Below are 26,326 nucleotides of genomic sequence, written 5' to 3' on the forward strand. Positions count from 1 at the left end.
TTACCAGACTTCTGGTTTCTCCAATGAGGCAGGCATGAGGTCTACCGCCGAAAAACGCTTGGCCCAGAGATGCGCCTGACGAAATTGCTGAACGGTGGCATGGTCGCTCTGACTGGCGAGCGCTGCAACGACGGTGTTGCGCAGGTCAGTCCCTTGATCCACGATCCAGACGCCCGGCTCCCGGTCGCGCAGGGCCATTTCACCGAAGCGGGTCGAGATGACAGGCAGGCCGAGGGCGCGGTACTCGTAGTATTTGATCGGGTCGACCGAGGCGGTGAGGCGGTTGAGCTTGAACGGAATCAGGCCTACCGAAAACGTTGCCATGGCCGTCATTGCATCGGCATGGGAACACTCGGGTAGCAGCTCGATGTTGGCGGGCAATACGCAGGGCGCCGGTGTGAAGACGGGGCCGATCAGCCGGATGCGGTTTCCAGGGTTGGCCTGGGCCAGCGCGGTGACCAGGTCCCAGTCGAACCAACGACCCAGGGTGCCGACATAACCAAGCACCTGTTGTTTGGCGGCCAGGTCCAGGCTTTCGACCGGCGCCAGTCCGCGCACGTCACAGGCATTGAGGGCCAGTTCCACCTGGTCGGTCATGCCCAGGAGTTTATTGCGCAGGTGGCTGGAGGAGGCCAGCACTCTGTCTACCCGTCGAATAAGCTGCGCCTGGCGACGCTCCATGGACCGGCGTGACAGGCCCTGATAAAAGGCCGGAAAATCATCCATCGCGTCGTAGACGGCAGGGCTTGCAGGCATGCGTGCCAGCAGTTGCAAGGCCAGTTCGGAAGGTTTTCCGACACCTATCAGGCAGGGGCCGGCGGCGGCAAACGCCGCAATCTCCTTGAACAGGTTGCGCCACAGTCGCTTGAGCAGCATTGCCGAGCCTGGGAGCGGCTCAATGGGGAGGCTCCGGGGTTTGCAAACGTGCAACCAGGGGGGAACGGTGACGCTGTGCTGATCGGCAACAGGCGGCTTGGACCTGATGTCGTTCAACGTGGGCAAGCGCGTCGGGTATGGATCGATCCAGAGCACCTGTGCGCCAGTCTGGTGGTGATACCAGTTGACGAAATGATGCGGGCGCTGGCTGAAACTGGTCCATGGCACCGGGGACAGGTAGATCATTCTCATGGCTGAAAGTGCTGGCGCAGGACGTCGGCAATACGCGTTGCGGCCCTGCCGTCGCCATAGGGGGAAACGCCCCGCGCCATGCCCTGATAGGCCTGAGGGTCATCCAGGAGATGCTGTGCCTGTTCAACGATGGTGTCTCGATTGGCGCCCACCAACTTGACTACGCCGAGGTCGACCGCTTCGGGGCGTTCGGTTTCTGTCCTGAGTACCAGCACCGGCTTACCCAGGGCAGGGGCTTCTTCCTGCACGCCCCCGGAATCGCTGATGATCAGGTATGAACGCTTGATTGCCGCGACAAACGGAGCGTAGTCCAGCGGTGCGCAGAGGATGATGTTCGGGGTTCGGCCGAGCAACTGATGCGCGACGTTCTTGACGTTCGGGTTGGGGTGGACGGGATAAAGAATCTGGATGTCCGGGTTCCGTTCGGCCAGGCGCTTGAGTGCCTGGCAGATATCCTGGAATGGTTCGCCGAAGTTTTCCCGACGATGGCAGGTCACCAGCACCATGCGTCTGTGCGCATCGAGTGGGACGGTCAAGGCTGAGTCCTGTGCCGCGGTCATCAGCAAGGCATCGATGACAGTATTGCCGGTCAGGGTGATATCACTGGCGGCAACACCTTCGTCCAGCAGGTTGGCCACGGCGCCCTGGGTCGGCGCGAAATGCCAGCGGGCCAGCTTGCCGGCGATCACCCGGTTGGCCTCTTCGGGGAACGGATTGTACAGGTCCCCGGTACGCAGGCCCGCTTCGACATGGCCGAAGGGTATTCGCAGGTAGAAACACGCCAGTGCGGCACTCATGACGGTGGTCGTGTCACCTTGAGCCAGTACCACATCCGGTTTCTCGGCTTGCAGGACGCCGTCGAGTTCACGCAGCAGGCGTGAGGTCAGCGCTGCCAGAGACTGGTTGGGACGCATGATGTCCAAATCGAGGTCGGCATCGATCGCAAAGCCCTTCAGTATCTGGTCGAGCAGGCCGCGGTGCTGGGCGGTGGCGAGCACCCGGCACTCGATGTTTTTCTCGGCCTTGAGGGCGTTGATCACCGGGGCCATCTTGATGGCTTCGGGGCGTGTACCGACGATGCAGAGTACTTTGCGGGTCATGACTGCTGATTTCCTATCATTGTTGTCAGAGAGCGTGCTATCCGGTCCGCGTTGGCCATCAGAGTCAACGTGTGCGATTTCTCGGTAAGGCTGGGCAGACAGGCGCCATCAACGACATGCACGCCGTCGAGGCCTGCGACCTGGCCAAGGCGATCGGTCTGGCCAATCTTCGGAGTCGAGTGCATGGGCAGGGTTCCCGCATAGTGGATATCTGCTCCCGGTCTGCCGACGGTGAAGCTCATGGGCATCAACAGCGCGCCCATCTTCCAATAGATCCGCCGCAGCCTGGTCTCGGCGGCTTTCATGATCCCGGGGAGCTCGGGATGCACTTGGCCGGTGATGCTCAACGAACCGTCGGGGCGCAGCAGCGCCGTATTGCTGGACAACTGCCCGGGAAGGAAGACGTTGCCAACGACGCACGCGCTGAGCAGGTTCCTCAGCAATTCGATGCTGTAGCGTTTGCTCATGGGAATCCGGCTGACGAACTCGGTCATGGGCAAGCCCGTGGTGCTGAACGTCGAACCGAAAGCTGTGGCGCCGGACTTCAACTCCAGGGTGAACGAGAGCTGGCCCAGGCCAAATACCGGCACTCTCGGGGTGCCGAGCATTCTTGGCAACCATAGTAGGAAGGCCGCCGTCGGCGATGACAGCAGCGGTACCGGTGCCGAATGGTTCAGGCACTTGAGGACGAGCCGGGTCGAGGCCAGCGTGCCCGCCGCCAGTAACAGGCGGGCACCGCGCAAGCGCCGGGCGGAGCGATGATCGGTGACGGTCCATGAGTCGTCCTGTTTCAGCAGATCCTCCACCAGGAAATTCTGGACGTGCTGGAACCCAGGGTATTGCTTGAGTTTTCGCAGCTCTTGCGAGGCGCTGTACAAGGCTTGGTGGTGGCAGCCCCACAAGCAGTTTCCAGAAAGATCGCAGGCCTTGCGCTCGTCGAGGGGCTGGCTCAAGGCGGCGACCCTTGAACGGCCAAGGCGAAACCCCAGGTCGGGAAACACCGCTCGGCGCCGGGTGTAGCGGTCGAGCAAGTGCTGATGCAGGCTGTCCAGCGGCAGGGGTGGTTGCGACCACTCATCCAGACCGAAGTAGCTGGAGAGATCGTCGTCGAGCCGGCCACTGATACCGATCCGGCGCGCGACTGTTTCGTAGGACACTTGCATCTCGGAATAATCGATGGGCAGCCCGGCGAAGTCACCGGCGCCCAGCGCTGCCACGCCGCAACCCCAGGCATTGGACAGGCCTCCGGTGGCCAGTGATCCGATGCCGATGAAGTTTTCGGTCTCGATGCGATTGCCGGCGCTGAACCCTTCGAAGACATGGGCGTGGGTCGGCGTCTTCAGCTTGGGCGACACGGCGTCCAGTTGGTCCAGGGCGTGGAAGTTTTCGCCAATTATCCATTTCCACTGATGCGCGTCGTTGGCCCTGGCACTGAGGAATGAGCGGGTTGGCGGTGCCAGTGAGTCGCTGTTGGCCTGGGCATCAACCATGAGCACTCGCAGGCCCGCCTTGACCAGCGGATAGGCCGCTGAAGTCCCGGCTGGGCCGCTGCCGACAATGATCACATCGAACTCAGGCTTCACGGTGGGCTTCACTTCCAAGCAGCAGCGGGCGGGCAAAAGCACGGCACGACAACGCCGCGATCTTCCAGACCAACGCTTTGACCGAGGTGAGTCCCAACGCAGCCAGCGTGGCGACAAGGCTGTGCGGCCATCGGGTGCCGAGAAACACCTGCGCGCCTTGGGGGCTGGCTTCGGCGATACCGAGTGCAACCTGCAGGCGCCAGGCCAGCTCCTGGCCCTCGGGCGTGCCCAGGACGCCGGGGTTGTCCAGCAGCGTCAAGAGTATCGGCCAGCCCATCAGCAGGCGTGAGTGGATGACGGGACGGGTTTTGCCCGCACGCTCCAGTGCCCTTGCATAGCGCCTTACCAGGCTTTTTTGCGGCGGGCGCTTGAGCAGGTAGCCCAAGAGCACCGCCGCTTCCTGTAGCAGGCCTCGACGTTGCCCATGGCCGGAGCGATGCATGCCGTGGGCAAGAGGGCGCAACGCGATGCCGAGTTTTTCCAGGGAACGCTCGCTGTCCATGGGCGGCAGATGAATAAGGGAAAAGATCCGCTCCAGGCCCAGCTTTCTGCTCAAGGACCGTCCGAGTATCAGCCGCAACAGCCTGAGCAATGCCACCGGCAGAGGGATTGGCATGCGCACGGCGCGGACCCGGTGCGTCGCAATGGCGCTCAGGAAGCGCCCAAAAGCAATCGGTTTTACGGCACCCAGCTTGAGGACCTCACCATGAATGTCGTCCCGCTCGGCGATGGCCAGTATCGCGGCCGCGAGGTCGTCGACATGAATGGGCTGCACGCAAGGCGCTGGCATGAGGATCGGAGTGAACGGGCTCCGGCGAACCAGCCCGGTCAACAGACCAAAAAGCCCGCATTCGGGGCCGCCGTACACTTGTCCGGGGCGGATTACGTTACCCCCGGCGGCAAGCACATGCTGTTCGATACGCCACTTGGTCCGGCCATAAACGCTCGGGGCCGTGGCCCAGGCGGTTTGGCTGGAAATGAAGATGAACCTGGCCGAGCCTTGTCGGGCGCAATCGATCAGCGCCAGGGCCGCGTTTATTTCAGCGTCCGCGTTAGTGTCAGTATGGGGCGATGTGTCGGCCGCCAGATGGATCACCGCCTGAGTGCCGGCCGGGCACTCGGGCGCCGGGCCCCGCAGGTCATAAGGAAGCCAGGCATAGGGGGCAGGGCACGGCTTGCGGGTGGCGCAAATGACTTCGTGACCGCTTGCCGCCGCGAGGGCAGTCAAGCGTCGTCCAATGTAGCCGGTCGCGCCGGTGATCAGTAGCGTCATGGTCGTGCGCCTTGGGCTCGGTCAGCGGGAGCCGGCGGGTGCGTATCGGTACGAAACACGAACCGCTTGCTGATCCAGTAGGTCAGCGCTACGCAGATCACGTCGCTGACAAATTTCACCGGGACAGGGTTATCGATGAGGTACAGCCCCGCGCTGAGCAGCACCGAAGCGAGCGGAATATTGATGGCGAGCAATGAAAAATAGCGCAGCGCTTGAGCCTTGCTGCCAACGCGTGTCGTCTGGAATGTGAAATGCCGATGCGAAAAGAACGCGAACGTCCCGGCCACGCCTTTGCCAGCGACATTGGCCAGCACGGGTTGGTTGTCGAATAGCGCGAGCAGCAACAAAAACGTCCCCATGTCCAACCCATAGGCCACGAGTTGGATGGCGCCGTATCGGATGAAGGTCAAGACGTCCTCCGGATCACCACGATGTGGTGCAAGGCCAGTATCCGGCGCAGCGGATACAGCAGTTTTTCGATGACCTTGAGCACAGGGATGAATACGTCAGGCAATAGCTGGCGAAAGTTCAGGCCGCCGGAAATCAGGTAACGAAGATAATTGCCGCAGATTTCCTGGTGGACGATCTCCAGACCCGGGTACTTGTGCTCGAACGCCTGCCGGTCGCGAACGAAAACGATGTAGCTGAGGGCCTGGTTGGCGCCGTTCATGGGGCCGGTCGACGGTGTATGCCAAGAGGGGAAGTGCGTGTCGAAGCCTTCGGACTTGAACAGGCGCTTATAGAGGAACGCGGCAAAGGGGCCATGAAAGGGCTCGATCAAAATGGCCCCGCCGCCGATCCTGAGCGTCCTTTCCAGCTCCGTGAAAAAGCGCTCGGGGTGAGGAAAATGATGAAAACAATTCTGGCCATAAAAGGCCCTGACCGAATCATCGTCCAGGCTCATTGCCTCGGCATCGAGCGCCATGTCGAGTTTCTCGCTGGCGACAACGTCCGTGGCCAATACGTGCGGGTACGAATCGCGCATCGGCGCGATGCCCGCTCCCAACTCCACCTCCAGGCCCCCGACCTGGAAATAGCGGTCTGCCAGTCGACGGAACGCGTGGTGGAACTCTACGAAGACGTCCCGAAGCATTTGCTTGCGCTCAAGCACTTTGCCGTGAAGTTCAAGGCGTTCGCAGCCATCGACATCCAGCCTCTTGAGCGACGGGTCCGATAAAAGATCTCTTAGCGCTTTAATGACTTTTCTTCCCGCAATGAAGTGGCCCTGCGCCTGGAATGCCGAGGCCTGTTGGGGACCGAGGCGATGTCGTAACCGAGAAACGCCATGATCAATTGCAGCCCCATGAGCATGGGCAATGCGCTGAGCATCACGGTGCCGGCTGGCGTCGCGACGCCATGCTGCGCCGACTCGAACCAGTGATAACTGCCGAACAGGATGCCGAACACGAACATCAGGATCCCGATCGGCAGCTCGATCGAAGCCAGGGACATGTCGCGCAAGTAGTAGTTGTAGAGCACGCGCTTGGTGAAGTTGCGCAGATGCTTGAAGAGAAATTCGCCCACGATCTTCGAGATCTCCAGGTGACTGACTTCATCGCCGTAGCGGGCTTCCATCGGAATATCCACTACCACCGCGCGCACGGTGTTCAGGCGGAACAGAATGTCGGTCTCGAAAAAATAGCGTTGGCTGACCTTGTCCAGGGGCAGCAGCCTGGCGACGTCACGGTGAATCGCGGTATAGCCGTTGGTCGGGTCGAACAGATCCCAGTAACCCGTCGACAGTTTGGCCATCAACGACAACACGGCATTGCCGAACAGACGAATTCGCGGCATCGACTGGACTTCCTCCAGGTCGAAAAACCGATTGCCCTTGGTGTAGTCGGCTTCACCCGCCAGGATCGGTTCGATGAACAGCGGAATCAGGGTCGGGTCCATCTGACCGTCGCCGTCGACCTTGACGATGATACTCGCGCCGTCAGCGAGGGCTGCTCGATAGCCGGTCATGACCGCACCCCCCACACCTTTGTTGATGTCATGGGGCAGCACCTTGACCCGAGGGTCGTTACAGGAGGCCAGGACATGCCCGCCCGAACCGTCCGGGCAGGCATCGTCAATGACATAGATGCGCCAGACTTCCGGCCCGATGGCGTCGATGACGCCGACGATATGTGCGGTGACCCGATAGCTGGGGATGACGACGGCAACGCGTAGTTCACCCGTGAAAATCGCTGTTGTTGTGTTCATCGATTTGCCAACTATTGCCTGAATGAAAGTGATTTGAACTCCAGGGGAGTGTCGGTATGCCCGGACGCATAAATGACCGCGGACGTAGCATTAGCCGGGGCAATGACACTCATCTCATGGGTCTCCCAATGCGTGGTGCAATCAAACGTTTCGATGCTGGCGCTGATGAAGTCGCCTTGGTCGTCAATCCAGTTGGCCTGGATTCTTCCGGTAGTGGCTGCCTCCGTGCAGCGTGCGGACACACTGTTGGTGTAGGTCAGCCCCGGCGTGACGTCGACGCGCTGTGTGGCGGGTGTCTTGACGTTGACGGTGAGGATCTTGCGCGAGGTGTCATAGGTCGAGGGTGACAGCAGGTTCCAGCCGTCGAGGCTGGACAGGTCCGGATTGAGCAGGAGCTCGTAGTGGGTGGCGTTGAGTTTGCGCAGGTCCAGGTTACCCAGCCTGGAATACGACGTGGACACGGCGAGCAGGCGGTCGAGCTGTGCCTGGGGAAGAGACTTGAGATCGATCACCAGCCAGTTCACCTGGCGCTGGCGCAAGCGCCGGGTAAGCTCCGCCGGCGTGGTCGCTGCGTCGAATTCGCCCTTCCACTTCAGGTTGTACCACGATGCGTAAAGGGCATCGCCATGCAAACCCGCCATCAAGGGCGACGCAAAAACCGCCACGGGTTGATAACCGCTGTTCAAGGCGTTGACGGTGTCGACCATTTTCCGGATCGGCAGGCGCTCCAGCAAAAAGGCCTCCCGACCGGCCTGGCTCAACAGTGCCGAGGGTTTGATTTCGCCATAGTAAGTCGCGGCCTGGATGAAGCGAGTGTTGGCCAGGACCAACACGGCACCGGCTGCGATGGCGAGGCTGCGGGGGAACGCCCTGGCGTCGGAAAAGGGCAGGGCGAGGATCACCGAGAACAGCGCAAAGGAGGGAAACACATAACGCAGATAGGCCGTTGACTGGAACGTCATGAACATCGCGCCGGCGCCGACCAGGAGGATGCACAGGGCTTTTTTGTTGCCACTCAACAGCACGGCGACGGCCGCTGTGGGTAGCAGCAGCCACTGGAAACCCGCCGCGCCGACCCGCCCCTCGATGAACTGCGGCGACTGGAAGACCATTCGATAGAGGGTGTCCCAGGTCATCCCGGTACCGAACGTGGCGGGCGGTTCGAAGTTCATGTCCGGCCAGAGCGGCGAATGGAAAACCCCGTTGAAAAACGGGAACACCGGATTACCGGTCAAGTACCCGGCGCAGACGTAAGGGGTAGCGCCCGCCAGCAGCAGGCCGGCGCTGCCGAGCATGAGGGTCTTGGCGATTCCTCGCACGGCCCAGGCCTTGTACTGCAGCAAGAGGACCAACAGCAGGACCGGCAGGACACTCAGGGTCACCGCCTTGGTCGCCATGGCGAAACCCAGCAGGACACCGGCCAGGACCAGTTGCGAAAGGCGTTCCCGAGGATCCGCAGTGAAGCCTGACACCTTCAGGATCGCCAGGGTCCCGGCCAGCATGAAGGCGGTCCACGCCGACTCTATGTGCAGGCTGCTGCTTTCAGCGAAGGCGAGGGGCGTCGACAGGAAGATCAGGCTTGCCCAGCGAGCGCTCGTGGCGGAGCCCCCGGCCCAGAGGGTCATGTTGCGAATCTGCCACGCCACCAGCAAGGCGAATGCGCTATTGCTCAGGCGTGACGCCGTTTCGCCCGCCAGCATATAGACGATGCTATAGATCCAGTCGGCCAGCATGGGCATTACGGCCCACACATAGGTGTTTGCATCGAACGACCATTGGTGCCGCTGGGCCAGGTGTGAAGGGACGAAGAGGTGCATGGCCAAGGCGTCGTGGCCGACCTCCGGCATGAAGGCTACCAGCACGTAGAGGCAGGCGAAGCCGCCAATCAATACATCGAGCCCGGTTTGCATGGGCGTATGTGCCGAGCGGGTGGACTGGATTTGTGCCAGCAGTTCGCGACCTATCGACAGGACCTGTTTGCGCCCCAGTACAAGCGGCAGTGCCAACATCGCGCCATACAGCCAGGGATAATTGATCGGCATATACGCAGCCAGGCCTGTCAGCGTACCGAACGTGCCGGTGCCCATCAGCAGATGGATGCTCCAGTCGGCCGGATTTTCTTGCCTGAGCAGCCACCTGCCGAGCACGGTGGCAGACAGCGCGAAGACCGCGACGACAATCACCGGCCAGATCTGCGAGCAGGCAATGGTCAGGCACGCCAGCAGGCCAAGGCAAAGAATGATCGGCGGCTTGCGAGTGAAGGCGGTAAGGGCCGCCAGGACTGCCACTGACAGCAGTATCGTGCGGCTGCTGCTGTTCATGGAGGCCAGTTCAAGCGTCGAAAAACCGTACACGCCGACCGCCGTACTCGCCAGTAAAACCAACAGCACCACTGCGTATTTCAGGCTGAATCTGGGCAAAATATCGTCTCGGCTGAAGGAACTCGCTTAAGGCTTTCTCGATTCATTGTGGCGAGGGAGCTTGCTCCCGCTGGGCGGCGCAGCAGCCCCAAAAGCTGAATGCAACCTACCTGGCACGCTGCGGTGGCCGGGTTCAGGGCCGCTTCGCAGCCCAGCGGGAGCAAGCTCCCTCGCCACGGTTGGTCAACGCTCGTAAACAGCGTTGCATCCAAGAGGGGCCTATACATCTCGGTACGTGTGCGGAACCCAGGATCCCCATTTGTTCTCGTAGATCGCCCGGTTCTTCTCGAAAAGTGCCTGTTTTTTCCTGGCACCCAAGGTGTTGAACGAGGCGGACAGGTGGTGATGGACGAAGACGTCTTCGGCGCAAGCCGCGCGCAGGCCGCGACGCTGCACGCGGCGGCAATAATCGTCATCCTCGAAGAACCCCAGGCCGTACTCCTCGCACAGGCCCCCAATCTGCTCGTAGGTCGAACGCGGGAACATCACGCAGAAAAACGCCAGGGTGTTGATTTCAAACCACTCGCCCATGCGGGCACGGGTCATTTGCGCGGCTTCGGCGGGCATGTCCTCCATCCGTCCATAACGGGTGCGGACTTTGGCTTCGTTGCCGATGTTGTTGGTGACCGGACCGATGATGCCGATTTCCTCGTGGTCCTTCAGATGACGGATCAACCCCTTGATCCAGCCGGCGGTGACAACCGTATCGTTGTTCAGGATGACCAGGTAATCGCCACTGGCTGCCGCGAGCCCTTGGTTGTTCCCTGCGGCGAATCCCTTGTTATCCGGATTGAGGATGACGATCCGTTCGGGATGTCCCTTGGCCCAGGCAGTGAGATAGGTCGGGGTCTGGTCGCTGGAGCAGTTGTCGACCACGATGATTTCAAGGTTCGGGTACTGGCTCTGGGTCAACAGACTGTCGAGGCAAGCCTTGGTCAGTTCGAGGTTGTTGTAGGTCAACACCACGACGCTGACCTTGGGCAGGGGCAATGACGCGATGGCCTTGCGCAGGCTGGCGGCCCGATGCTGCCAGGTCTGGCCCTGGGCGAACGATTGACGCGCCCTTGGCGTTGCGCCGACCTCTGGCAGAGCGTCGAGTACACCGCGTATGGCCGAGATGAACTCAGTCGGCTGTTCGACCGTCCAGACCAGTTTGCCGAACTGGCTCAACTCCGGCAGTTTCACCGACACTACCGGTTTTCCTGCGCTCAGGTATTCATAGACCTTGACCGGATTGGTGGCGAGCGTCAGGGGCATGACCTTGAACGGAAGCAGGCAAACGTCCATGGCGTAGAGGTAATAGGGCAGGGAGGCATACGGGACTTCGCCTTCCAGGACCACATTCGGGCAGGCCTTGAAATATTTTTTCGCCTGGACGACATCGCTGCCGATCAACAGGATCAGCTGCTGCGGGAAGGACTGGGCGACGCGTTTGACCAGTTCAAGGTCGAACCATTCGGCGATGACGCCGTAGTAGCCGATGATCTTTCTGTTGGCCGGGTCCCGGTAGATCTTGTCGGGGCGTTGGCTGAAAAAACCGTATTCGCAGGCGTTGCGGATCACCTCTACGTTGCGGTTTTCCCGCTTGCCGTGTTGTTCGATCCAGTCGGAAGTCGCCACCAGCAGATCGGCCCGGCGCATCAAGGCGATTTCCAGGTCGAGCAGTTCCTGGGCAACATTGCCGAAACCTTCGTGATGATCCATGCAGTCATAGACCAGCGTGGCGTTGGGGACACGTCTTGCCAGCGGGAACCAGTAGGCGTGCTGGACGATGCAGTCCACGGCGGAGACGTTCGCCGCGTCCAGCAGCATGGCCAGGCCTTGGCACAACTGGCGGATCGCGGCGGCTGACGGCGGGGCATGATAAATGGCCGGAGCCCCGCGCACCTTGAAACGGATCTGGAACAGCCGCTCGGAGCCCTCCAGGCGCTCCGCCTCGAAGCCGGGGGCATCACCGTCGATAAAGTGGTTGGAGATATAAAACGTCGTTTGTCCCGCCCGCGCCAACTCCTTGGCCAGGTTTTGTGGGCGCTGGATGCGAAAGTGCCAGTCGATTACGCCGAACATCAGGATCATCGGCTGCCCGTGACTGGATGGCACGGCAAGGTCAATCGGTGGTAGCAGGGGTTGCAGCGGCGCGAGGCTTGGGGACGCCGATGATTCGCCGGCTGTCGCCGTGGTGCGTTTCAGCCAGCTTCGAAGCCGCTGGGCCAGCCTGCTTTTCTGCTGTGCGGTGAGCGGCAACCAGGCGTAGATCCGGCGCGATAATTTATACAGCTGCTTGCGTATCGAATAACGCAGCGGTGCGCGTTCGATGGCGTTGGCCCAGTCGGAAAGCTTGAACAGCTCAGTCTGTTTCGCCGCCAGTTGTGCGCGCAAATCCACCGCCCAATCGGACAGCTCCACCGCTTGGCGTTCTTTTGCGCGAAGTAATGCCTGGGTGTCTTTGAGGCGCCGTTCGGTCACCTGCAACTGCTCGCGCAGTCGCCCGGCCTTGCCTTCCTGAAGCGACAGCCGAGTGCGAAGCGCTTGTGAGCCGAGGTTCAGTTGCTTGATCAGCCGGTCCCGATTCTCGATTTCCTTGACCAGCTGCAAGGCTTCAATGGATCTGGACTGCGTTGAGCGAGTCAGTTTGTCAATGTGATCGACAAGACGGTTGATATGATCCATGCGTTCTTCCAGTCCCTTGGACATTACGGCAACGCACCCCGGGTCTTGCAGGTGTGTTGTCGACTTCAATAACCAGGTAGGCCCAGATTCCAGCCGTGCCACCCATCAGCATAGCGGCTGCTGGACGAGGCGCCACGTCAACAAACTCAGATGACATCGGCAAAGCCTTTGCGTGTCCTCTGGAACCAGGCGAATCCGGCACAGGCAATCGACAAGGAAATTGCCGAATAAGTTGCCAGGTGCGCCCATTGTGGCGTCCTGCCCCAGAACAGTACGTCACGAACCATTTCCACCGGCAGCGTGAGGGGGTTCGCCTGCAAGGCGGCCTGATAGCTTTGTGGAAGTATCGAAAGGGGATAGAAAATCGGCGAGAGAAAGAGCATCGCCGTGATGACAATGCCAATGAACTGGCCGATATCGCGCAGGTATACGCTTATCGAGGCGAGGAACCAGGAAATACCCAGCGTCAACAACACCAACGGAAACAGCACCAACGGCAGCAGAAGGGCGGTTGCCGGAGGGGTTCCGAACAGGACGATATAGAAGAGCAGCCAGGCCAGGATGCTGATCGCCATGTGGAACAGCGCCGCGCCGAGCGACACCATCGGCAGGGTTTCCAGTGGGAAGACAATCTTCTTGACGTAGTTGGTATTGGCCAGCACCAGGCCCGGCGCGCGGTTCAGGCATTCGGAAAACAGGTTGAACACCAGCAAGCCCGCGAACAGCACCAGGGCGAATTCGCTCTTGGACTCGCCGCCACCCGACCAGCGGGCCTTGAAGACCACGCTGAACACGAACGTGTAGACCACCAGCATGAACGCCGGGGTGAAGAACGACCATAGGATACCGAGCATCGAGCCTTTATAACGACCGATGATCTCCCTGCGGATCAACACGTAGATCAGGATTCGATTGACCAGCACACTCTTGATCATGGCGGCAGGGGAAGTGCTGAACGACTGCATTGGTACTGGGGCCTCAAGACAAAAAAATCGGAACTCGGTGAATCGCATCCTCATGGAGGGTAGGCCAAGTTCAGGGCATTCGAAGTTTTTTTCCCGTTTTGTGCTTAACTCATCGGCAGTGCCCAGCGAAGGAATGATTCAGTAGTGCCGCTAATGGAAGTGACTCATGGAAGGGCTTTGCCGATGTCGTTTGAAGTGGCCATCAGCGCCGAGAACCTGAGCAAGTGTTATCAGATCTACGATGCACCCAAGGACCGCCTGTTGCAGATGCTGGCGCGCGGCAGGAAGCGTTTCTACCGCGAGTTCTGGGCCCTGGACGATGTTTCCCTGACCATCGCAAGGGGGGAGACCGTCGGCATTATCGGCCGTAACGGCAGTGGCAAATCCACCTTGTTGCAATTGATCTGCGGAACGTTGATGCCGACCCGGGGCAGCGTCCGCGGGCATGGCCGGATTGCGGCGTTGCTTGAGCTCGGGTCGGGCTTCAATCCGGAGTTCAGCGGCCGCGAGAACGTCTATGTGAACGCGGCGGTGCTGGGCTTGAGTCGCGCGGAAATCGACGCTCGTTTCGATGACATCATCGCCTTCGCCAACATTGGCGACTTCATCGACCAGCCCACCAAAATCTATTCCAGCGGGATGCTGGTACGGCTGGCTTTCGCCGTTTCGGTCTGTGTGGAACCGGAGATCCTGATCGTCGACGAGGCCCTCTCCGTCGGTGATGCATCCTTTCAATTCAAGTGCCTGAACCGCCTGGAAGAACTGGCTGCCAAAGGCACCACGCTGCTGTTCGTCTCCCACGACATGAGCATGGTCAAACGGTTTTGCCACCGGGTCATCTATCTGCGCGCAGGCCGCGTCGTTGCCAGCGGCTCGCCCGATGAAATGGCCGAGCTGCATTTGCTCGACATGCGTGACGAGCAACGTCGATGGGCCAGTGGCGGGGTCATACCGGTTACCCAAAAGTCGTTTATTGGCGGTCAGCAGGGGATGGCCTTTGGAACCGCGGAGGGACACATCAGCGCCGCCTGCTTCACCAACACTCGGCAGCTTTCTTCGAGTTACCTGTACGGCGACGACATCGAGATTCGTGTCGAAGCGTTACTGCATGAGTCGATCACTCAACCCAACATCAGCTTCACCATTCAAGAGGCGAGGCTGTTGGTGATCGGCGGGGGCAACTTCGCCCTGCAACCGGGGCCGGTCGAAAACGGCTGGCGGCGTACGGCCATCACGGTGCGCTTCCCGGCTAACCTCGCCGAGGGGCGTTACCACGTCACGCTCAAGCTGTTGCATGGCGCGACGGAAGACACCTCGCAACTGATCGAGAAGCAAGTCGCGCCCTTGGCGTTCGACATGTTGCCCAGCCACAAGCATTTCCTCGGCATGGTTGACCTGGGATTGCAGAGCGTCGACCCGCGAGCGGCCGAGTCGTTTCCCAAGACTTGCGGGATTCAAGCAGAGGAGGACCTGGCGGAACACTTGGATGAGCGCACGTGGCAGGTGGCTATCTTCGGCACCTTCGACGTAGAAAACTATGGTGACCTGCTGTTCCCCATCATCGCCGAGGCAGAGCTGGCCCGGCGCTTGGGTTCGGTCAATCTGCAGCGGTTTTCCTATCATGGGAAAACCCCATTCGAATGGCCCTATGCGGTGACCTCGCTGACAGAGCTGCCCGCTGTAGCGGCAAGCCTGGATGGCGTGTTGATCGGTGGTGGTTTCCTGATCCGTTTCGATAAAGTCGTTGCCCATGGCTATGGTCCGACCACTGCGGACATCCATCACCCTACCGGTTATTGGCTGACCCCCGCGCTCATCGCGCTGCAGCATGCGGTTCCGGTCATGTGGAATGCACCGGGGATGCATTGCAACAGTATCCCCGATTGGGCCAGGCCGTTATTGACGATGGCCCTTGAGCAGAGCCGGTACGTGCGCGTCCGTGATGCCCTGTCGCGCGATACCCTCGGCGCGCTCAGCCAGCAAATCGAGATCGAAGTGCTGCCCGACACCGCGTTCGGCTTACCGCGCCTGATCGATGAGCAACGGCCCTCGGCCGAGTTTGTTCGGCTGCGCGAGCATGCCGGGCTGACCGGGCCCTACATCGTGATCCACGCCATTCATGTGGTGGAGTCCTTTGTAAAATTGTTCGAAGACCACCCTGAGGCGTTCCTGGGCTACCAGTTCCTGGTGGTGCCGATTGGACCGGTCCTGGGCGACGATCCGTCAGTGATTGCCGGGCGGCTGCCCGGATCCATCACCTTGCCGTTCTGGCCGGAGCCGTTGCTCATGGCCGAAATTCTCAGCCAGGCCCAAGCGGTGATCGGCCATAGCTATCACCTGGCGATCACCGCCCTGGCGTTTGGCGTGCCGGTGTTTTGCTCGGCGGACCTGACCACGGGCAAGTACACGGCGCTGGCTGGGTTCGACACGCTGCATGCGTTGCCGAACGTCGCGACGGTCGATCCGCAATGGTTCCTCGCCCGCGTGGGCAAGACTCAGCCATCGCCCTTGGCGCGTGCGGCGGCGGATCAGTTGGTGGAGCATTGGGACCGGGTCGCTGAGATCATTCGCCAAGGTAAAACGGCGTCGCAGCCGGTACTGGGGGCTTTTCTGCAGCACTTGCCCAATCTGCTCGAAGCCGCGGCCGAGACGTACGACCCAGTGCCAGCTGAATCGCCGGTGAGTCCGGTCATGCCTGTGCCGCAGATCAACGAACCCGCGCAGGACCTGGCAGCACGGGAGCTTGCCCAACAGCAACGGATCATCCAGCTCCGTGAGCAACTGGCTCGCAGCGATGCCAGGATGCGTGAGCTGCAGAACTCCAATTCATTCCGAATGACCGCGCCACTGCGTTCCATCGCCCGTGGTATCAGAAACCTGACAGCGAACAAGAACCGACAATGCTAGATCTCTCTCGTCTCACCCCAGCGGCGCTAAAGGATCAGCCGTTTTCATGGGCTGAAATCGGCAACCTTTACTCGGCCGAGGATGCCGCCGCGTTGGCAGCGTCTTTTCCTCATGATCACTTCAAGACGGTGAGTGGTTATGGCGGTGAAAAAAACTATGACTACGAGGCACGAGCCTTGTTGGGCATGGGCGACGATACCATCGCTCATGCGCAGGAATTGAGCGAGGCATGGTTGCGGCTGGCTCGGGATCTTGGCTCGGCTGGTTATCGCGAAGCCATGTCGCACATGACTGGGATCGATCTGCGCAGCGTGCCGATGGAGGTCAATGTCTTTCATTATGGTCCGGGTGCGAGCCTGGGCGCCCATCCGGACCTGCCCGATAAACTGGTCACCCATATCCTCTATTTTAATGAGTCCTGGGACCGCAACGACGGCGGTTGCCTGAACATCCTGCACCGCAACGATCCCAGCGCAGTGGCGGCCGAGATCGAGCCCCTGGTAGGTAATTCGGCGATCCTGGTGCGCTCGGATAATTCCTGGCATGCCGTCACGCCCGTAGTCAGTGCTTGCCATTCTTCCCGTCGTAGCCTGACCGCAACGTTCTACCGGCCGGGCTCGCGCAGTTCCATGTGGCCGCCGGATGACAGCACGCCGCTGCATCGGTACCCGCATGCTTAAGCCCGACAGCACCTTGATCGACCGGGACGCCGCCTTGGCTCAGCGAGATGCGGCCGTCAATGAGCGCGATACCGCGCTGGCGAAAGTCGACTTCCTGCAGAACACCCGTTCGTGGCGTTTCACCCGGCCACTGCGTACGCTGTTCCGGGTGCTGCGTTATGGGTTTTCCGCGACCCGGGAATTTCCCGAAACTGCCCCGGCAATCGTCTACCCGGCAGCGCCGGAACCGTTGCCGAACGTTGAGGTACAAGCGGATTTCGCCACCAGAGGGCAGCTGGATATTCTCTGCTTCGCCAATATCGACTGGGCCGCGCGCTTCCAGCGACCGCAGCAGTTGATGAGCCAGTTCGCGAGCAATGGTTATCGGGTGTTTTATATCGTTCCATCCAGTGTGCCGGAGCAGGGACAGCTTTATCGAGTGACCTCAGTGGCGTCCAATCTTTTCGAGGTGGCGCTGCATCGCGATGTGCAAATGGCCTATTACGAAAAGATAGTGACGCCTGAGAACCATCAGGCGTTGCTGCGCGCGATTGCTGCATTGGTCACCGACATGCAGATCAGAACCGCCCTCTCGGTGGTGCATATTGCCTACTGGAGCCCCGTGGTACTCAGCCTGCGCGCGCTGCATGGCTGGCGCATTCACTATGACTGCATGGACGACTGGGATGGTTTTCCGAACATCGGCGAACAGCTGCTGAGCGAGGAAAAGACGCTAATTGCCCAGGCTGATCTGGTGACCGTTTCCGCGGCGTTGCTTTACCAGAAATGGTGCGCCCATAACCCTCGCTGCGTGCTGGTGCGAAACGCTGTGGATTTTGCTTTTTTCCACCAGCACTGTTTTACCAACGATGTGCTGAGCGGGCTGGTCGGCCCGGTGATTGGCTATTACGGCGCCTTGGCTGAATGGCTCGATTATCCACTGCTAGCGGCGTTGGCGGACCTGCGACCGACGTGGAATTTCATCCTGGTGGGGGATATTTTCGTCGAGGACCTGGCGGAGCTCGAGCACAAGCCCAATGTGCGGTTGTTGGGCCGCAAGCCGTACACCGAGATGCCGCTGTACCTGGATCATTTCGATGCGTGCCTGATTCCCTTCAGGCTTTACAACGTGACCCATGCGGTCGATCCGGTGAAGTTCTACGAGTACATCAGCGCCGGCAAACCGGTGGTTTCCACGCCGCTGGCGGAGATCGCCATCTACAAGGACCTGCTGTACTTCGCAACCGGAGTCGATGAGTTCATCGAGCAGATCGAGCGTGCCCTGGCCGAGCGCGATCTGGCCCTTTACAAGCGGCGTGTGGAGCTCGCTCGGGCCAACGATTGGAAGGATCGATTTGATAGCATGCAACTTGCCATCGTCGGGCTGTACGAGAAAGTCTCCATCGTGATCGTGACGTACAACAACCTCAATCTGACGATTCAATGTGTAAACAGTGTTCTGCGTAATACCACCTGGCCCAATTACCAGCTGATTGTCGTCGACAACGGCTCGGACGATGGCACGCAAGATTATCTTGAACGCCTGGGCCGTGAGGTACCGTTCACGAAGATCATCTTCAACCCGGACAACCGGGGCTTCGCTGCGGCGAACAACCAGGGTTTACGAGAAGCCGACGGTGACGTCCTGCTACTGCTAAATAACGACACGGTGGTGCCGGGCGGTTGGCTCGATCCGCTGGTCAGGCATTTGTGTGATCCAAGCATCGGCCTGGTCGGGCCGGTCACGAATGCGGTAGGAAACGAAGCGAAGATCGAGATTTCCTATACCGACATCCAACAGATGCAGGCGTTTGCAGACCACTACACCGAGGCCCGTAAGGGGCAGTCGTTCGATATTTCCATGCTCGCGATGTTTTGTGTCGCCTTTCGTCGAACCACCTTCGATGAGGTGGGGTATCTGGATGAAACGTTCGGTATCGGGTTGTTCGAAGATGACGACTACAGCCGTCGTGTCCAGGCTGCCGGCTACCGCACGGTCTGCGCTGAAGATGCGTTTATCCATCACTACGGGCAGGCCTCGTTCAGCAAGCTGATCGCCAGCGGCGAATACCAGGCCCTCTGGGACAAAAACCAGGCGTACTTCGAAAGCAAATGGGGGGCGTGGCAAGCCCACGTACATCGCGACGAGCCCGGCGCGGAGGGGTAGGGCGCGATAAGGTCACCCCTCGGCATCCTCGTTGACAGTAACTCCGCCTTCGCGAGCAGGCTCGCTCCCACAGTTGGATTTTTTGGCAGCCGCAAAAATGCATCTACGCAGCAGATCCCTGTGGGAGCGAGCCTGCTCGCGAAATGGCCGGCCCATCCAATATCTTCGTTGTTTGACACTCCGCCATCGCGAGCAAGCTCGCTCCCACATTGGATTTTCGGCAGCCGCAAAATCCATCTACGCAGCAGTCCCTCTGTGGGAGCGAGCTTGCTCGCGATGAGGCCAGCTCATTCAACATCTTCATCGACTGATACGCCGCCTTCGCGAGCAAGCTCGCTCCCACATTGGATTTTCAGCAGCCGCAAAATGCATCTACGCAGCAGATCCCCTGTGGGAGCGAGCTTGCTCGCGATGAGGCCAGCTCATTCAACATCTTCATCGACTGATACGCCGCCTTCGCGAGCAAGCTCGCTCCCACATTGGATTTTCAGGCAGCCGCAAAATCCATCTACGCAGCAGATCCCCTGTGGGAGCGAGCCTGGTCGCGAAATGGCCGGCCCATCCAATATCTTCGTTGTTTGACACTCCGACATCGCGAGCAAGCTCGCTCCCACATTGGATTTTCAGCAGGCAGACACAAAACATCCCACCTATCCCCAAGGCCGTTTCAGCGCCCAGGCAAATCCTCATCCATCAGCTGAAACGCCCTCGGGGCAAAGCCAAACCGCTGGCTGGCCTGCGAGTGGTCGAACACCAGGTCCTGGTTCATCCGCGCCACCAGCGCGCTGGAAAGGTGTCGATAGCGTGGCAGGCAGCGCAGGATCGAAACGCCCCAGCCCAACGCCTTGGCAGGGAGCGGCACTGTTCGCACAGGGCGTCCCATGGCCTGGAAGATGCGTCTGACCATGGTGTGATACGGCAAGATTTCTCCCCCCGACAGGTTGTAGCCACCACTGGGCAAGTCAGGCATGTTCATGGCCGACAGGCAAGCCTGGATAACATCATCACCATGCACTGGCTGGCGCAACCCGGTGCCGCCACCGATCAGTGGGAAAAATCCAAAGCGCTGGATGAAACGAGCGATTTCCGAAATATTCTTGTCGCCACCAAAGCCATAAATCAGGGTCGGTCGCAGGATCACCCATTCGATCTGCCGTTCGGTCGCCCACTGCTCAAGTTGTTCTTCTGCACGTATCAAGCGTTGCGCCACGTCTCTTTCCCGAGGGTCGGGCGATGCATGCTTGGCAAAACGGCTGGTGGAAGACAGGACGACAACGCGTTTGACCTGGGTGCTGGCAAGGCGCTCCAGATAGTCGGACAACACCCAGATGGGAGCGAAGGACAGCAGGGTGTCCAGCGTCAGTCCTTGCCAGTCGTCAGCCTCTCGCCAGGTCACTCCCGGGCAGGACGAAACCTTGGACAGGTTTCGGGTGAAGGCGCTTGTCAGGTGGCCGTTTCGTACCAGCAATGGCAGGACGCGTCGGCCCAGGAAACTGGAACCGCCCAGTATGCCTACCCGCAAATTGAAGTCTGTTGTCATAGGTTGCTTGCATTTTTAAATCGGCTCGTCGCGTGGCGAAGGACCATCAGGCTGAATCGAAACCAGACTCCGATGACCACGCTGATCCATAGGATGGCGGGGTATTTGCGGCGGAAAAATTTGCGATAGAAGCGCAGGAATCCCAAATGTTTGTGCCATTCGACGAAATACGGGCGATGCCGACTGCAGCCTCCAAACACATGCATCACCTGAGCATCAGGCACGAACAGAACGCTCCAGCCAGCTTGGTGGAAGCGCATGCACCAATCCAGGTCCTCGCAGTGCAGGAAGTACTCTTCGTCCCACAACCCGACGCTCTCGATGGCTTCGCGCTTGACCAGCATGCAGGCTCCGGAGATGGCTTCAACCACAGTGGGCGTGCTGGGTAGCGGCTCCTTGTGCAATAGGAAATCAGACAGAACCGATGGGAAAAACATCGAGAGCCGTGACAGTCCGAAAGCCCGCATGAAGGCGCGTCTGGGCGTGGGGAACACCCGGCGCCCACCGGCTTGCTCGCTGCCGTCCGGGTTGCACAGGAACCCTCCGACCATGCCGATCTCAGGCGAGCTGCGCAGTGCCAGGAGCAAACGGTCCATGGCATTGGCTTCCAGCACGGCGTCCGGGTTCAAGAAAAACAAATTGGTGGCTTCCGACAGGCGGGCACCCTGGTTGCACGCCACCGCGAAGCCGAGGTTGGCGGCATTGCGCACGATTTCAAGCTTGTCGTTGCCGGCGTGGGTACGCTCCAGCCTCGCCAGGCTGTCATCGTGGGAATTGTTATCCACCACGATCACTCTGGAAGCGCCGGCGGCAAACGCCGACGCTACACACGCCAGCAAAAGCTCACCGGCGTTGTAATTGACGACGATCACATCGCACTCGCCGCATAAGGATGATGTGGCCGATTCATCAATAGCGCGCAGATCCATTGCTTTCAATTTCATTACTCCCAGCACAACCTGAATACATATGAAATCGCAACTACACAGGTGTGTATTTCAAGATAGCAGGTCCGCGCCCTTCGACCAGTTTCTGGGCAGGTCTGCGCCTCGAGCCAGTCATATTCCACCGCGTCGAGTGTCGACTTTCGCTGTGTCAGGTCCGGCACAACTGTCGCGGCCAATGCGACAGCTGTCGCACGCCGACGCAATCGGCGGCCAGGGATGAGGGCCTCGTACTGCGGGGCTTGCAGCGATATTTATAACGGTGGCATGAGGGTTGCTCTTCTTCTGGTGCGCAGCGCAATGGCTTCGCTACTAATAAGAACCAGGAGTCTCCCATGACACAGATTGGCCTCTCCGTGCCTACTGCTTCTGCGAACGCGTCCCTGCGCGTTCCCTTCAAGGCCCTGTTTATCGTGCTGGCGCTTACCCTCAATGCCGCCCCAGGCTGGGCGCAAGACATTCCGGCGAATGTCGATGGCAAGCGCATCATTGCCGCCGACCGGGAGCCGGGTAACTGGATGAGCACCGGCCGGACCTACGACGAGCAGCGCTACAGCCCCCTGAACAAAATCAGCGACCAGAACGTTGGCCAGCTGGGCCTCGCGTGGAGCTACAAGCTCGATCTGGACCGCGGTGTCGAGGCCACGCCGATCGTGGTCGATGGCGTGATGTACACCACCGGTCCGTTCTCCGTGGTCTACGCCCTGGATGCGCGCGACGGCAAGCTGATCTGGAAGTACGACCCCAAGTCTGACCGCAACCGCGCCGGCGAGGCCTGTTGCGATGCGGTCAACCGGGGTGTCGCGGTATGGAAGGGCAAGGTCTACGTGGGCGTGCTTGACGGGCGCCTGGAGGCGATCGATGCCAAGACCGGCCAGCGCGCCTGGTCGGTGGACACCCGCGCCGACCACTCGCGCAGCTACACCATCACCGGGGCCCCGCGGGTGGTCAACGGCAAAGTGGTGATCGGCAACGGCGGCGCCGAGTTCGGCGTACGCGGTTACGTCACCGCCTACGACGCTGAAACCGGCAAGCAGGCCTGGCGTTTCTTCACGGTACCGGGTGACCCCAAGCTGCCGCCGGAAGACAAGGCAATGGCGATCGCCGCCAAGACCTGGCACGGCGATGCCTATGTGGCCCAGGGCGGGGGCGGTACGGCCTGGGACTCTTTCGCTTTCGACCCGGACTTGAACCTGCTGTACATCGGGGTGGGCAATGGCTCGCTGTGGGACCCGAAATGGCGTAGCCAGGCCAAGGGTGACAACCTGTTCCTGTCATCCATCGTCGCGGTCAATGCCGACACCGGCGAGTACGCCTGGCACTACCAGACCACGCCAGGAGACGCCTGGGACTACACCGCCACCCAGCACATGATCCTGGCGGAACTGCCGATCGATGGAAAGCCGCGCAAGGTCCTGATGCAGGCGCCGAAGAACGGTTTTTTCTACGTGATCGACCGCGCCACGGGTGAGCTGCTGTCGGCCAAGGGGATCGTGCCGCAAAGCTGGACCAAGGGCATGGACATGAAGACCGGCCGGCCAATCGTCGACGACGAGAACGCTGCGTACTGGAAGGATGGCAAGCGCAAACTGGTAACACCGGCGTTCTGGGGCGCCCACGACTGGCAGCCGATGTCCTACAACCCGAACACGGGCCTGGTGTATATCCCGGCGCACATCATGTCGGCCTACTACGAGCACATCCCCGAGGCGCCGAAGCGCAACCCGTTCAAGAGCATGTACCAGTTGGGCCTGCGCACCGGGATGATGCCGGAGGATGCCGACGGGCTGCTGGAAATGGCCAAGGGCTGGTCGGGCAAACTGATTGCCTGGGATCCGGTCAAGCAGCAACCGGCCTGGGAAGTGCCTTATGTGACGATCTTCAACGGCGGCACCTTGAGCACCGCCGGCAATCTGGTATTCGAGGGCAGCGCCGATGGCCGGGTGATCGCCTACGCCGCCGACACCGGCAAGAAGCTCTGGGAGCAGCCGGCGGCCAGTGGCGTCATGGCCGCGCCGATTACCTACAGCGTGGACGGTGAGCAATACGTCACCTTCATGGCCGGCTGGGGCGGAGCCTTCTCGACGTTTGCCGGGGCTTTGTCCCTGCGCGCCGGGGTGCGGCCGTTCTCCCAGGTGCTGACTTACAAACTGGGCGGCACCGCGAAACTCAACGAGCCGGCGCCGCTTGCCGACACGCCGAAACCGCCGCCACTGACCGCTGACATGGCGGCGGTGGACGCCGGCGGCAAGCTCTATGACGGCTACTGCTCGCAGTGCCACGGCATCCATGCCGTCAGCGGTGGCGTGCTGCCGGACCTGCGCAAGCTGACCAGCGAAAAACACCAGATGTTCCTCGGCATTCTTTATGGCGGCCGAGTACCTGACGGCATGCCGTCCTTTGCCGATGCCTTCACGCCGGAACAGGTCGAGCAGATTCATCAATACCTGATCAAGCGCGCCCACGACCTGCAGCAGGAAGGCGGCGTCTGGAAAACCTTCAGCGCCAAATGAACGCCCGCGACGCAGGGGCCGGTGCGCCTCTGCATCGCTTCGACACTGACCGCGAGAGCAGACCCATGACCGAGATCATCGATTACCAGAACTTCATCGCCAACGCCTTTGTCCCCAGCGAACCGAGCATCGACGTGCACAACCCGGCCAACGGACGCTTGCTGGCGCGGGTGCCGCAAGCCAGCGGCGAACAGGTTGAAGCGGCCGTTGCCGCGGCGCGTAAGGCGCAGAAAGGCTGGGCGGCCCGCCCGGCCATCGAACGCGCTGGTTACCTGCGCAAGATCGCCAGCAAAGTGCGCGACAACGCCGAGCGCCTGGCCCATATCATCACCGCCGAACAGGGCAAGGTGCTGGGGCTGGCGCGGGTGGAGGTCAACTTCACCGCCGACTATCTGGATTACATGGCGGAATGGGCGCGGCGCCTTGAAGGCGAGGTGCTGACCAGCGATCGCGCCGGCGAAAGCATCTTCCTGTTGCGCAAACCCCTGGGTGTTGTGGCCGGCATCCTGCCGTGGAACTTCCCGTTCTTCCTGATCGCACGCAAGATGGCGCCTGCGCTGGTGACCGGCAATACCATCGTGATCAAGCCCAGCGAAGAAACCCCGATCAACTGCTTCGAGTTCGCCCGCCTGGTCGCCGAGTCCGACTTGCCGGCAGGCGTGTTCAACGTGGTCAGCGGCACCGGCGCAACCGTGGGACATGACCTGACCAGCCATGCCGGCATCGACCTGATCAGCTTTACCGGCAGCGTCGGCACCGGCTCGCGAATCATGGCCGCAGCGGCGCCGAACATCACCAAGCTCAACCTGGAACTGGGCGGCAAGGCCCCGGCGATCGTGCTGGCGGACGCCGACCTGGCGCTGGCGGTCAAGGCGGTCACCGCGTCACGGGTGATCAACAGCGGGCAAGTCTGCAATTGCGCCGAGCGGGTGTACGTCGAACGCAAGGCTGCGGATCAATTCATCGAGCAGATCGCCGCGTCGATGGCCGCGACCCGCTACGGCGACCCGCTGGCCGAAGACAATCTGGACATGGGCCCGCTGATCAACCAGGCGGCGCTGGACAAGGTTGCACAAATGGTCCGGACCGCCACGGGGCAGGGGGCCGAAGTGGTCACCGGCGGCGCGGTGGCCGACAAGGGCCAGGGCTTTCATTACCAGCCGACGGTGCTGGCCGGGTGTGGCAGCGACATGGCGATCATGCGCCAGGAGATTTTCGGCCCGGTGTTGCCGATCCAGATTGTCGATGACCTGGACGAAGCCATCGCCCTGGCCAACGACAGTGAATACGGCCTGACCTCATCGATCTATACCCGCAGCCTGAGCGCGGCCATGCGCGCCAGCCATGAACTGGATTTCGGCGAAACCTACATCAACCGGGAGAATTTCGAAGCGATGCAGGGTTTTCATGCGGGGGCGCGCAAATCCGGTATCGGCGGCGCGGATGGCAAGCACGGTTTGTATGAGTACACCCATACTCATGTGGTTTACATCCAAATCTGATCATCACCTGTGCTTGAAAAAATACCGGCTCCCCGCCTGATGCTGTCCGAGGGAAAACGGCGATCCCGTGGCGAGGGAGCTTGCTCCCGCTGGGTTGCGAAGCGACCCCAAACCTGGCGAAACGCGGAGCATCAGATGCACCGCAGCCGCTGGTTTACGACTGCTTCGCAGCCGAGCGGGAGCAAGCTCCCTCGCCACGGGGCTGTCGAAAGCCTTCGAGTAGCGTCAGGGCTGATCGTTAGGCGCGACGACGCCGTGCTTTTTCATCTTGCGGTACAGCGTCGAGCGCGAAACGCCGAGCTCGGTGGCGGCGGCGCGGATGGCAAGCACGGTTTGTATGAGTACACCCATACTCATGTGGTTTACATCCAAATCTGATCATCACCTGTGCTTGGAAAAATGCCGGCTCCCGCCTGATGCTGTCCGAGGGAAAACGGCGATCCCGTGGCGAGGGAGCTTGCACCCGCTGGGTTGCGAAGCGACCCCAAACCTGGCGAAACGCGGAGCATCAGATGCACCGCAGCCGCTGGTTTACGACTGCTTCGCAGCCGAGCGGGAGCAAGCTCCCTCGCCACGGGGCTGTCGAAAGCCTTCGAGTAGCGTCAGGGCTGATCGTTAGGCGCGACGACGCCGTGCTTTTTCATCTTGCGGTACAGCGTCGAGCGCGAAACGCCGAGTTCGGTTGCGGCGGCGCGGATGGCAAGCACGGTTTGTATGAGTACACCCATACTCATGTGGTTTACATCCAAA

At 60.7% G+C, this 26,326-nt stretch carries 16 protein-coding genes and 5 pseudogenes; 6 read left to right on the forward strand and 15 right to left on the reverse strand.

Annotated elements, in window-relative coordinates; genetic code table 11:
- The 11 genes and pseudogenes from J3P91_RS12260 to J3P91_RS12310 form a co-directional block, all read right to left on the reverse strand.
- Complete coding sequence (locus J3P91_RS12260; protein WP_434604436.1) at positions 1-1,128, reverse strand: glycosyl transferase; 1,128 nt, start codon at positions 1,126-1,128, stop codon at positions 1-3.
- Positions 1,125-2,228 (reverse strand): non-hydrolyzing UDP-N-acetylglucosamine 2-epimerase, encoded by a 1,104-nt coding sequence (wecB, locus tag J3P91_RS12265; RefSeq protein ID WP_434604438.1) that lies wholly within the window; start codon positions 2,226-2,228, stop codon positions 1,125-1,127. Before wecB ends, J3P91_RS12260 begins: the two co-directional genes overlap by 4 nt.
- Positions 2,225-3,811 carry a GMC oxidoreductase gene (locus J3P91_RS12270; protein ID WP_434604440.1) on the reverse strand — a complete coding sequence of 529 codons (1,587 nt, stop codon included), beginning with the start codon at positions 3,809-3,811 and terminating at the stop codon, positions 2,225-2,227. The genes wecB and J3P91_RS12270 overlap by 4 nt, the downstream gene beginning before the upstream one ends.
- Positions 3,801-5,084, reverse strand: a complete 1,284-nt coding sequence (locus J3P91_RS12275; RefSeq protein WP_434604442.1) for an NAD-dependent epimerase/dehydratase family protein — start codon at positions 5,082-5,084, stop codon at positions 3,801-3,803. Before J3P91_RS12275 ends, J3P91_RS12270 begins: the two co-directional genes overlap by 11 nt.
- A complete protein-coding gene (locus J3P91_RS12280; RefSeq protein ID WP_434604444.1) occupies positions 5,081-5,494 on the reverse strand; it encodes a GtrA family protein in 414 nt (137 codons plus the stop codon). The genes J3P91_RS12275 and J3P91_RS12280 overlap by 4 nt, the downstream gene beginning before the upstream one ends.
- Complete coding sequence (locus J3P91_RS12285; protein WP_434605259.1) at positions 5,491-5,754, reverse strand: hypothetical protein; 264 nt, start codon at positions 5,752-5,754, stop codon at positions 5,491-5,493. The genes J3P91_RS12280 and J3P91_RS12285 overlap by 4 nt, the downstream gene beginning before the upstream one ends.
- A 174-nt stretch (positions 5,755-5,928) precedes the next feature.
- A pseudogene (locus tag J3P91_RS12290) lies at positions 5,929-6,177 on the reverse strand (methyltransferase); the annotation flags it as partial.
- Between the two features lie 92 nt (positions 6,178-6,269).
- Positions 6,270-7,289: a glycosyltransferase family 2 protein gene (locus J3P91_RS12295; RefSeq protein ID WP_434604446.1), complete on the reverse strand. Its 1,020-nt coding sequence runs from the start codon at positions 7,287-7,289 to the stop codon at positions 6,270-6,272.
- An 11-nt stretch (positions 7,290-7,300) separates the two neighbouring features.
- Entirely contained in the window at positions 7,301-9,709 is a 2,409-nt protein-coding gene (locus tag J3P91_RS12300; protein WP_434604448.1) for a phospholipid carrier-dependent glycosyltransferase, read from the reverse strand.
- 219 nt (positions 9,710-9,928) lie between these two features.
- Positions 9,929-12,379, reverse strand: a complete 2,451-nt coding sequence (locus J3P91_RS12305) for a glycosyltransferase (protein WP_434604450.1) — start codon at positions 12,377-12,379, stop codon at positions 9,929-9,931.
- 146 nt (positions 12,380-12,525) lie between these two features.
- Positions 12,526-13,344, reverse strand: a complete 819-nt coding sequence (locus J3P91_RS12310) for an ABC transporter permease (RefSeq protein ID WP_434568782.1) — start codon at positions 13,342-13,344, stop codon at positions 12,526-12,528.
- Positions 13,345-13,527: 183 nt separating this feature from the next.
- On the opposite strand from J3P91_RS12310, the pseudogene J3P91_RS12315 reads away from it, so the two are divergent.
- The 4 genes and pseudogenes from J3P91_RS12315 to J3P91_RS12330 form a co-directional block, all read left to right on the forward strand.
- Positions 13,528-14,754, forward strand: a pseudogene (locus J3P91_RS12315) (ABC transporter ATP-binding protein); the annotation flags it as partial.
- A 183-nt stretch (positions 14,755-14,937) separates the two neighbouring features.
- A pseudogene (locus J3P91_RS12320) lies at positions 14,938-16,251 on the forward strand (polysaccharide pyruvyl transferase family protein); the annotation flags it as partial.
- Complete coding sequence (locus J3P91_RS12325; RefSeq protein WP_434604452.1) at positions 16,245-16,931, forward strand: 2OG-Fe(II) oxygenase; 687 nt, start codon at positions 16,245-16,247, stop codon at positions 16,929-16,931. The pseudogene J3P91_RS12320 and the gene J3P91_RS12325, both read left to right, overlap by 7 nt.
- On the forward strand, positions 16,924-19,077 hold the full coding sequence (locus tag J3P91_RS12330; protein ID WP_434605111.1) for a glycosyltransferase: 2,154 nt from the start codon (positions 16,924-16,926) through the stop codon (positions 19,075-19,077). The genes J3P91_RS12325 and J3P91_RS12330 overlap by 8 nt, the downstream gene beginning before the upstream one ends.
- A gap of 667 nt (positions 19,078-19,744) precedes the next feature.
- Here J3P91_RS12330 and J3P91_RS12335 read toward each other — a convergent pair.
- Positions 19,745-20,617, reverse strand: a complete 873-nt coding sequence (locus J3P91_RS12335) for an NAD-dependent epimerase/dehydratase family protein (RefSeq protein ID WP_434604455.1) — start codon at positions 20,615-20,617, stop codon at positions 19,745-19,747.
- On the reverse strand, positions 20,614-21,561 hold the full coding sequence (locus J3P91_RS12340) for a glycosyltransferase family 2 protein (RefSeq protein ID WP_434604456.1): 948 nt from the start codon (positions 21,559-21,561) through the stop codon (positions 20,614-20,616). The genes J3P91_RS12335 and J3P91_RS12340 overlap by 4 nt, the downstream gene beginning before the upstream one ends.
- Before the next feature lie 335 nt (positions 21,562-21,896).
- On the opposite strand from J3P91_RS12340, the gene J3P91_RS12345 reads away from it, so the two are divergent.
- Both J3P91_RS12345 and aldA read left to right on the forward strand, forming a co-directional pair.
- Positions 21,897-24,074: a PQQ-dependent dehydrogenase, methanol/ethanol family gene (locus J3P91_RS12345; protein WP_434604459.1), complete on the forward strand. Its 2,178-nt coding sequence runs from the start codon at positions 21,897-21,899 to the stop codon at positions 24,072-24,074.
- A 65-nt stretch (positions 24,075-24,139) separates the two neighbouring features.
- Complete coding sequence (aldA, locus tag J3P91_RS12350; protein ID WP_434604461.1) at positions 24,140-25,576, forward strand: aldehyde dehydrogenase; 1,437 nt, start codon at positions 24,140-24,142, stop codon at positions 25,574-25,576.
- A 225-nt stretch (positions 25,577-25,801) separates the two neighbouring features.
- Here aldA and J3P91_RS12355 read toward each other — a convergent pair.
- Both J3P91_RS12355 and J3P91_RS12360 read right to left on the reverse strand, forming a co-directional pair.
- Positions 25,802-25,864, reverse strand: a pseudogene (locus J3P91_RS12355) (hypothetical protein); the annotation flags it as partial.
- 314 nt (positions 25,865-26,178) lie between these two features.
- A pseudogene (locus tag J3P91_RS12360) lies at positions 26,179-26,241 on the reverse strand (hypothetical protein); the annotation flags it as partial.
- Positions 26,242-26,326: the final 85 nt, after the last annotated feature.

This window comes from Pseudomonas sp. Z4-7 (assembly GCF_051131965.1).
Taxonomy (GTDB): Bacteria; Pseudomonadota; Gammaproteobacteria; order Pseudomonadales; family Pseudomonadaceae; genus Aquipseudomonas.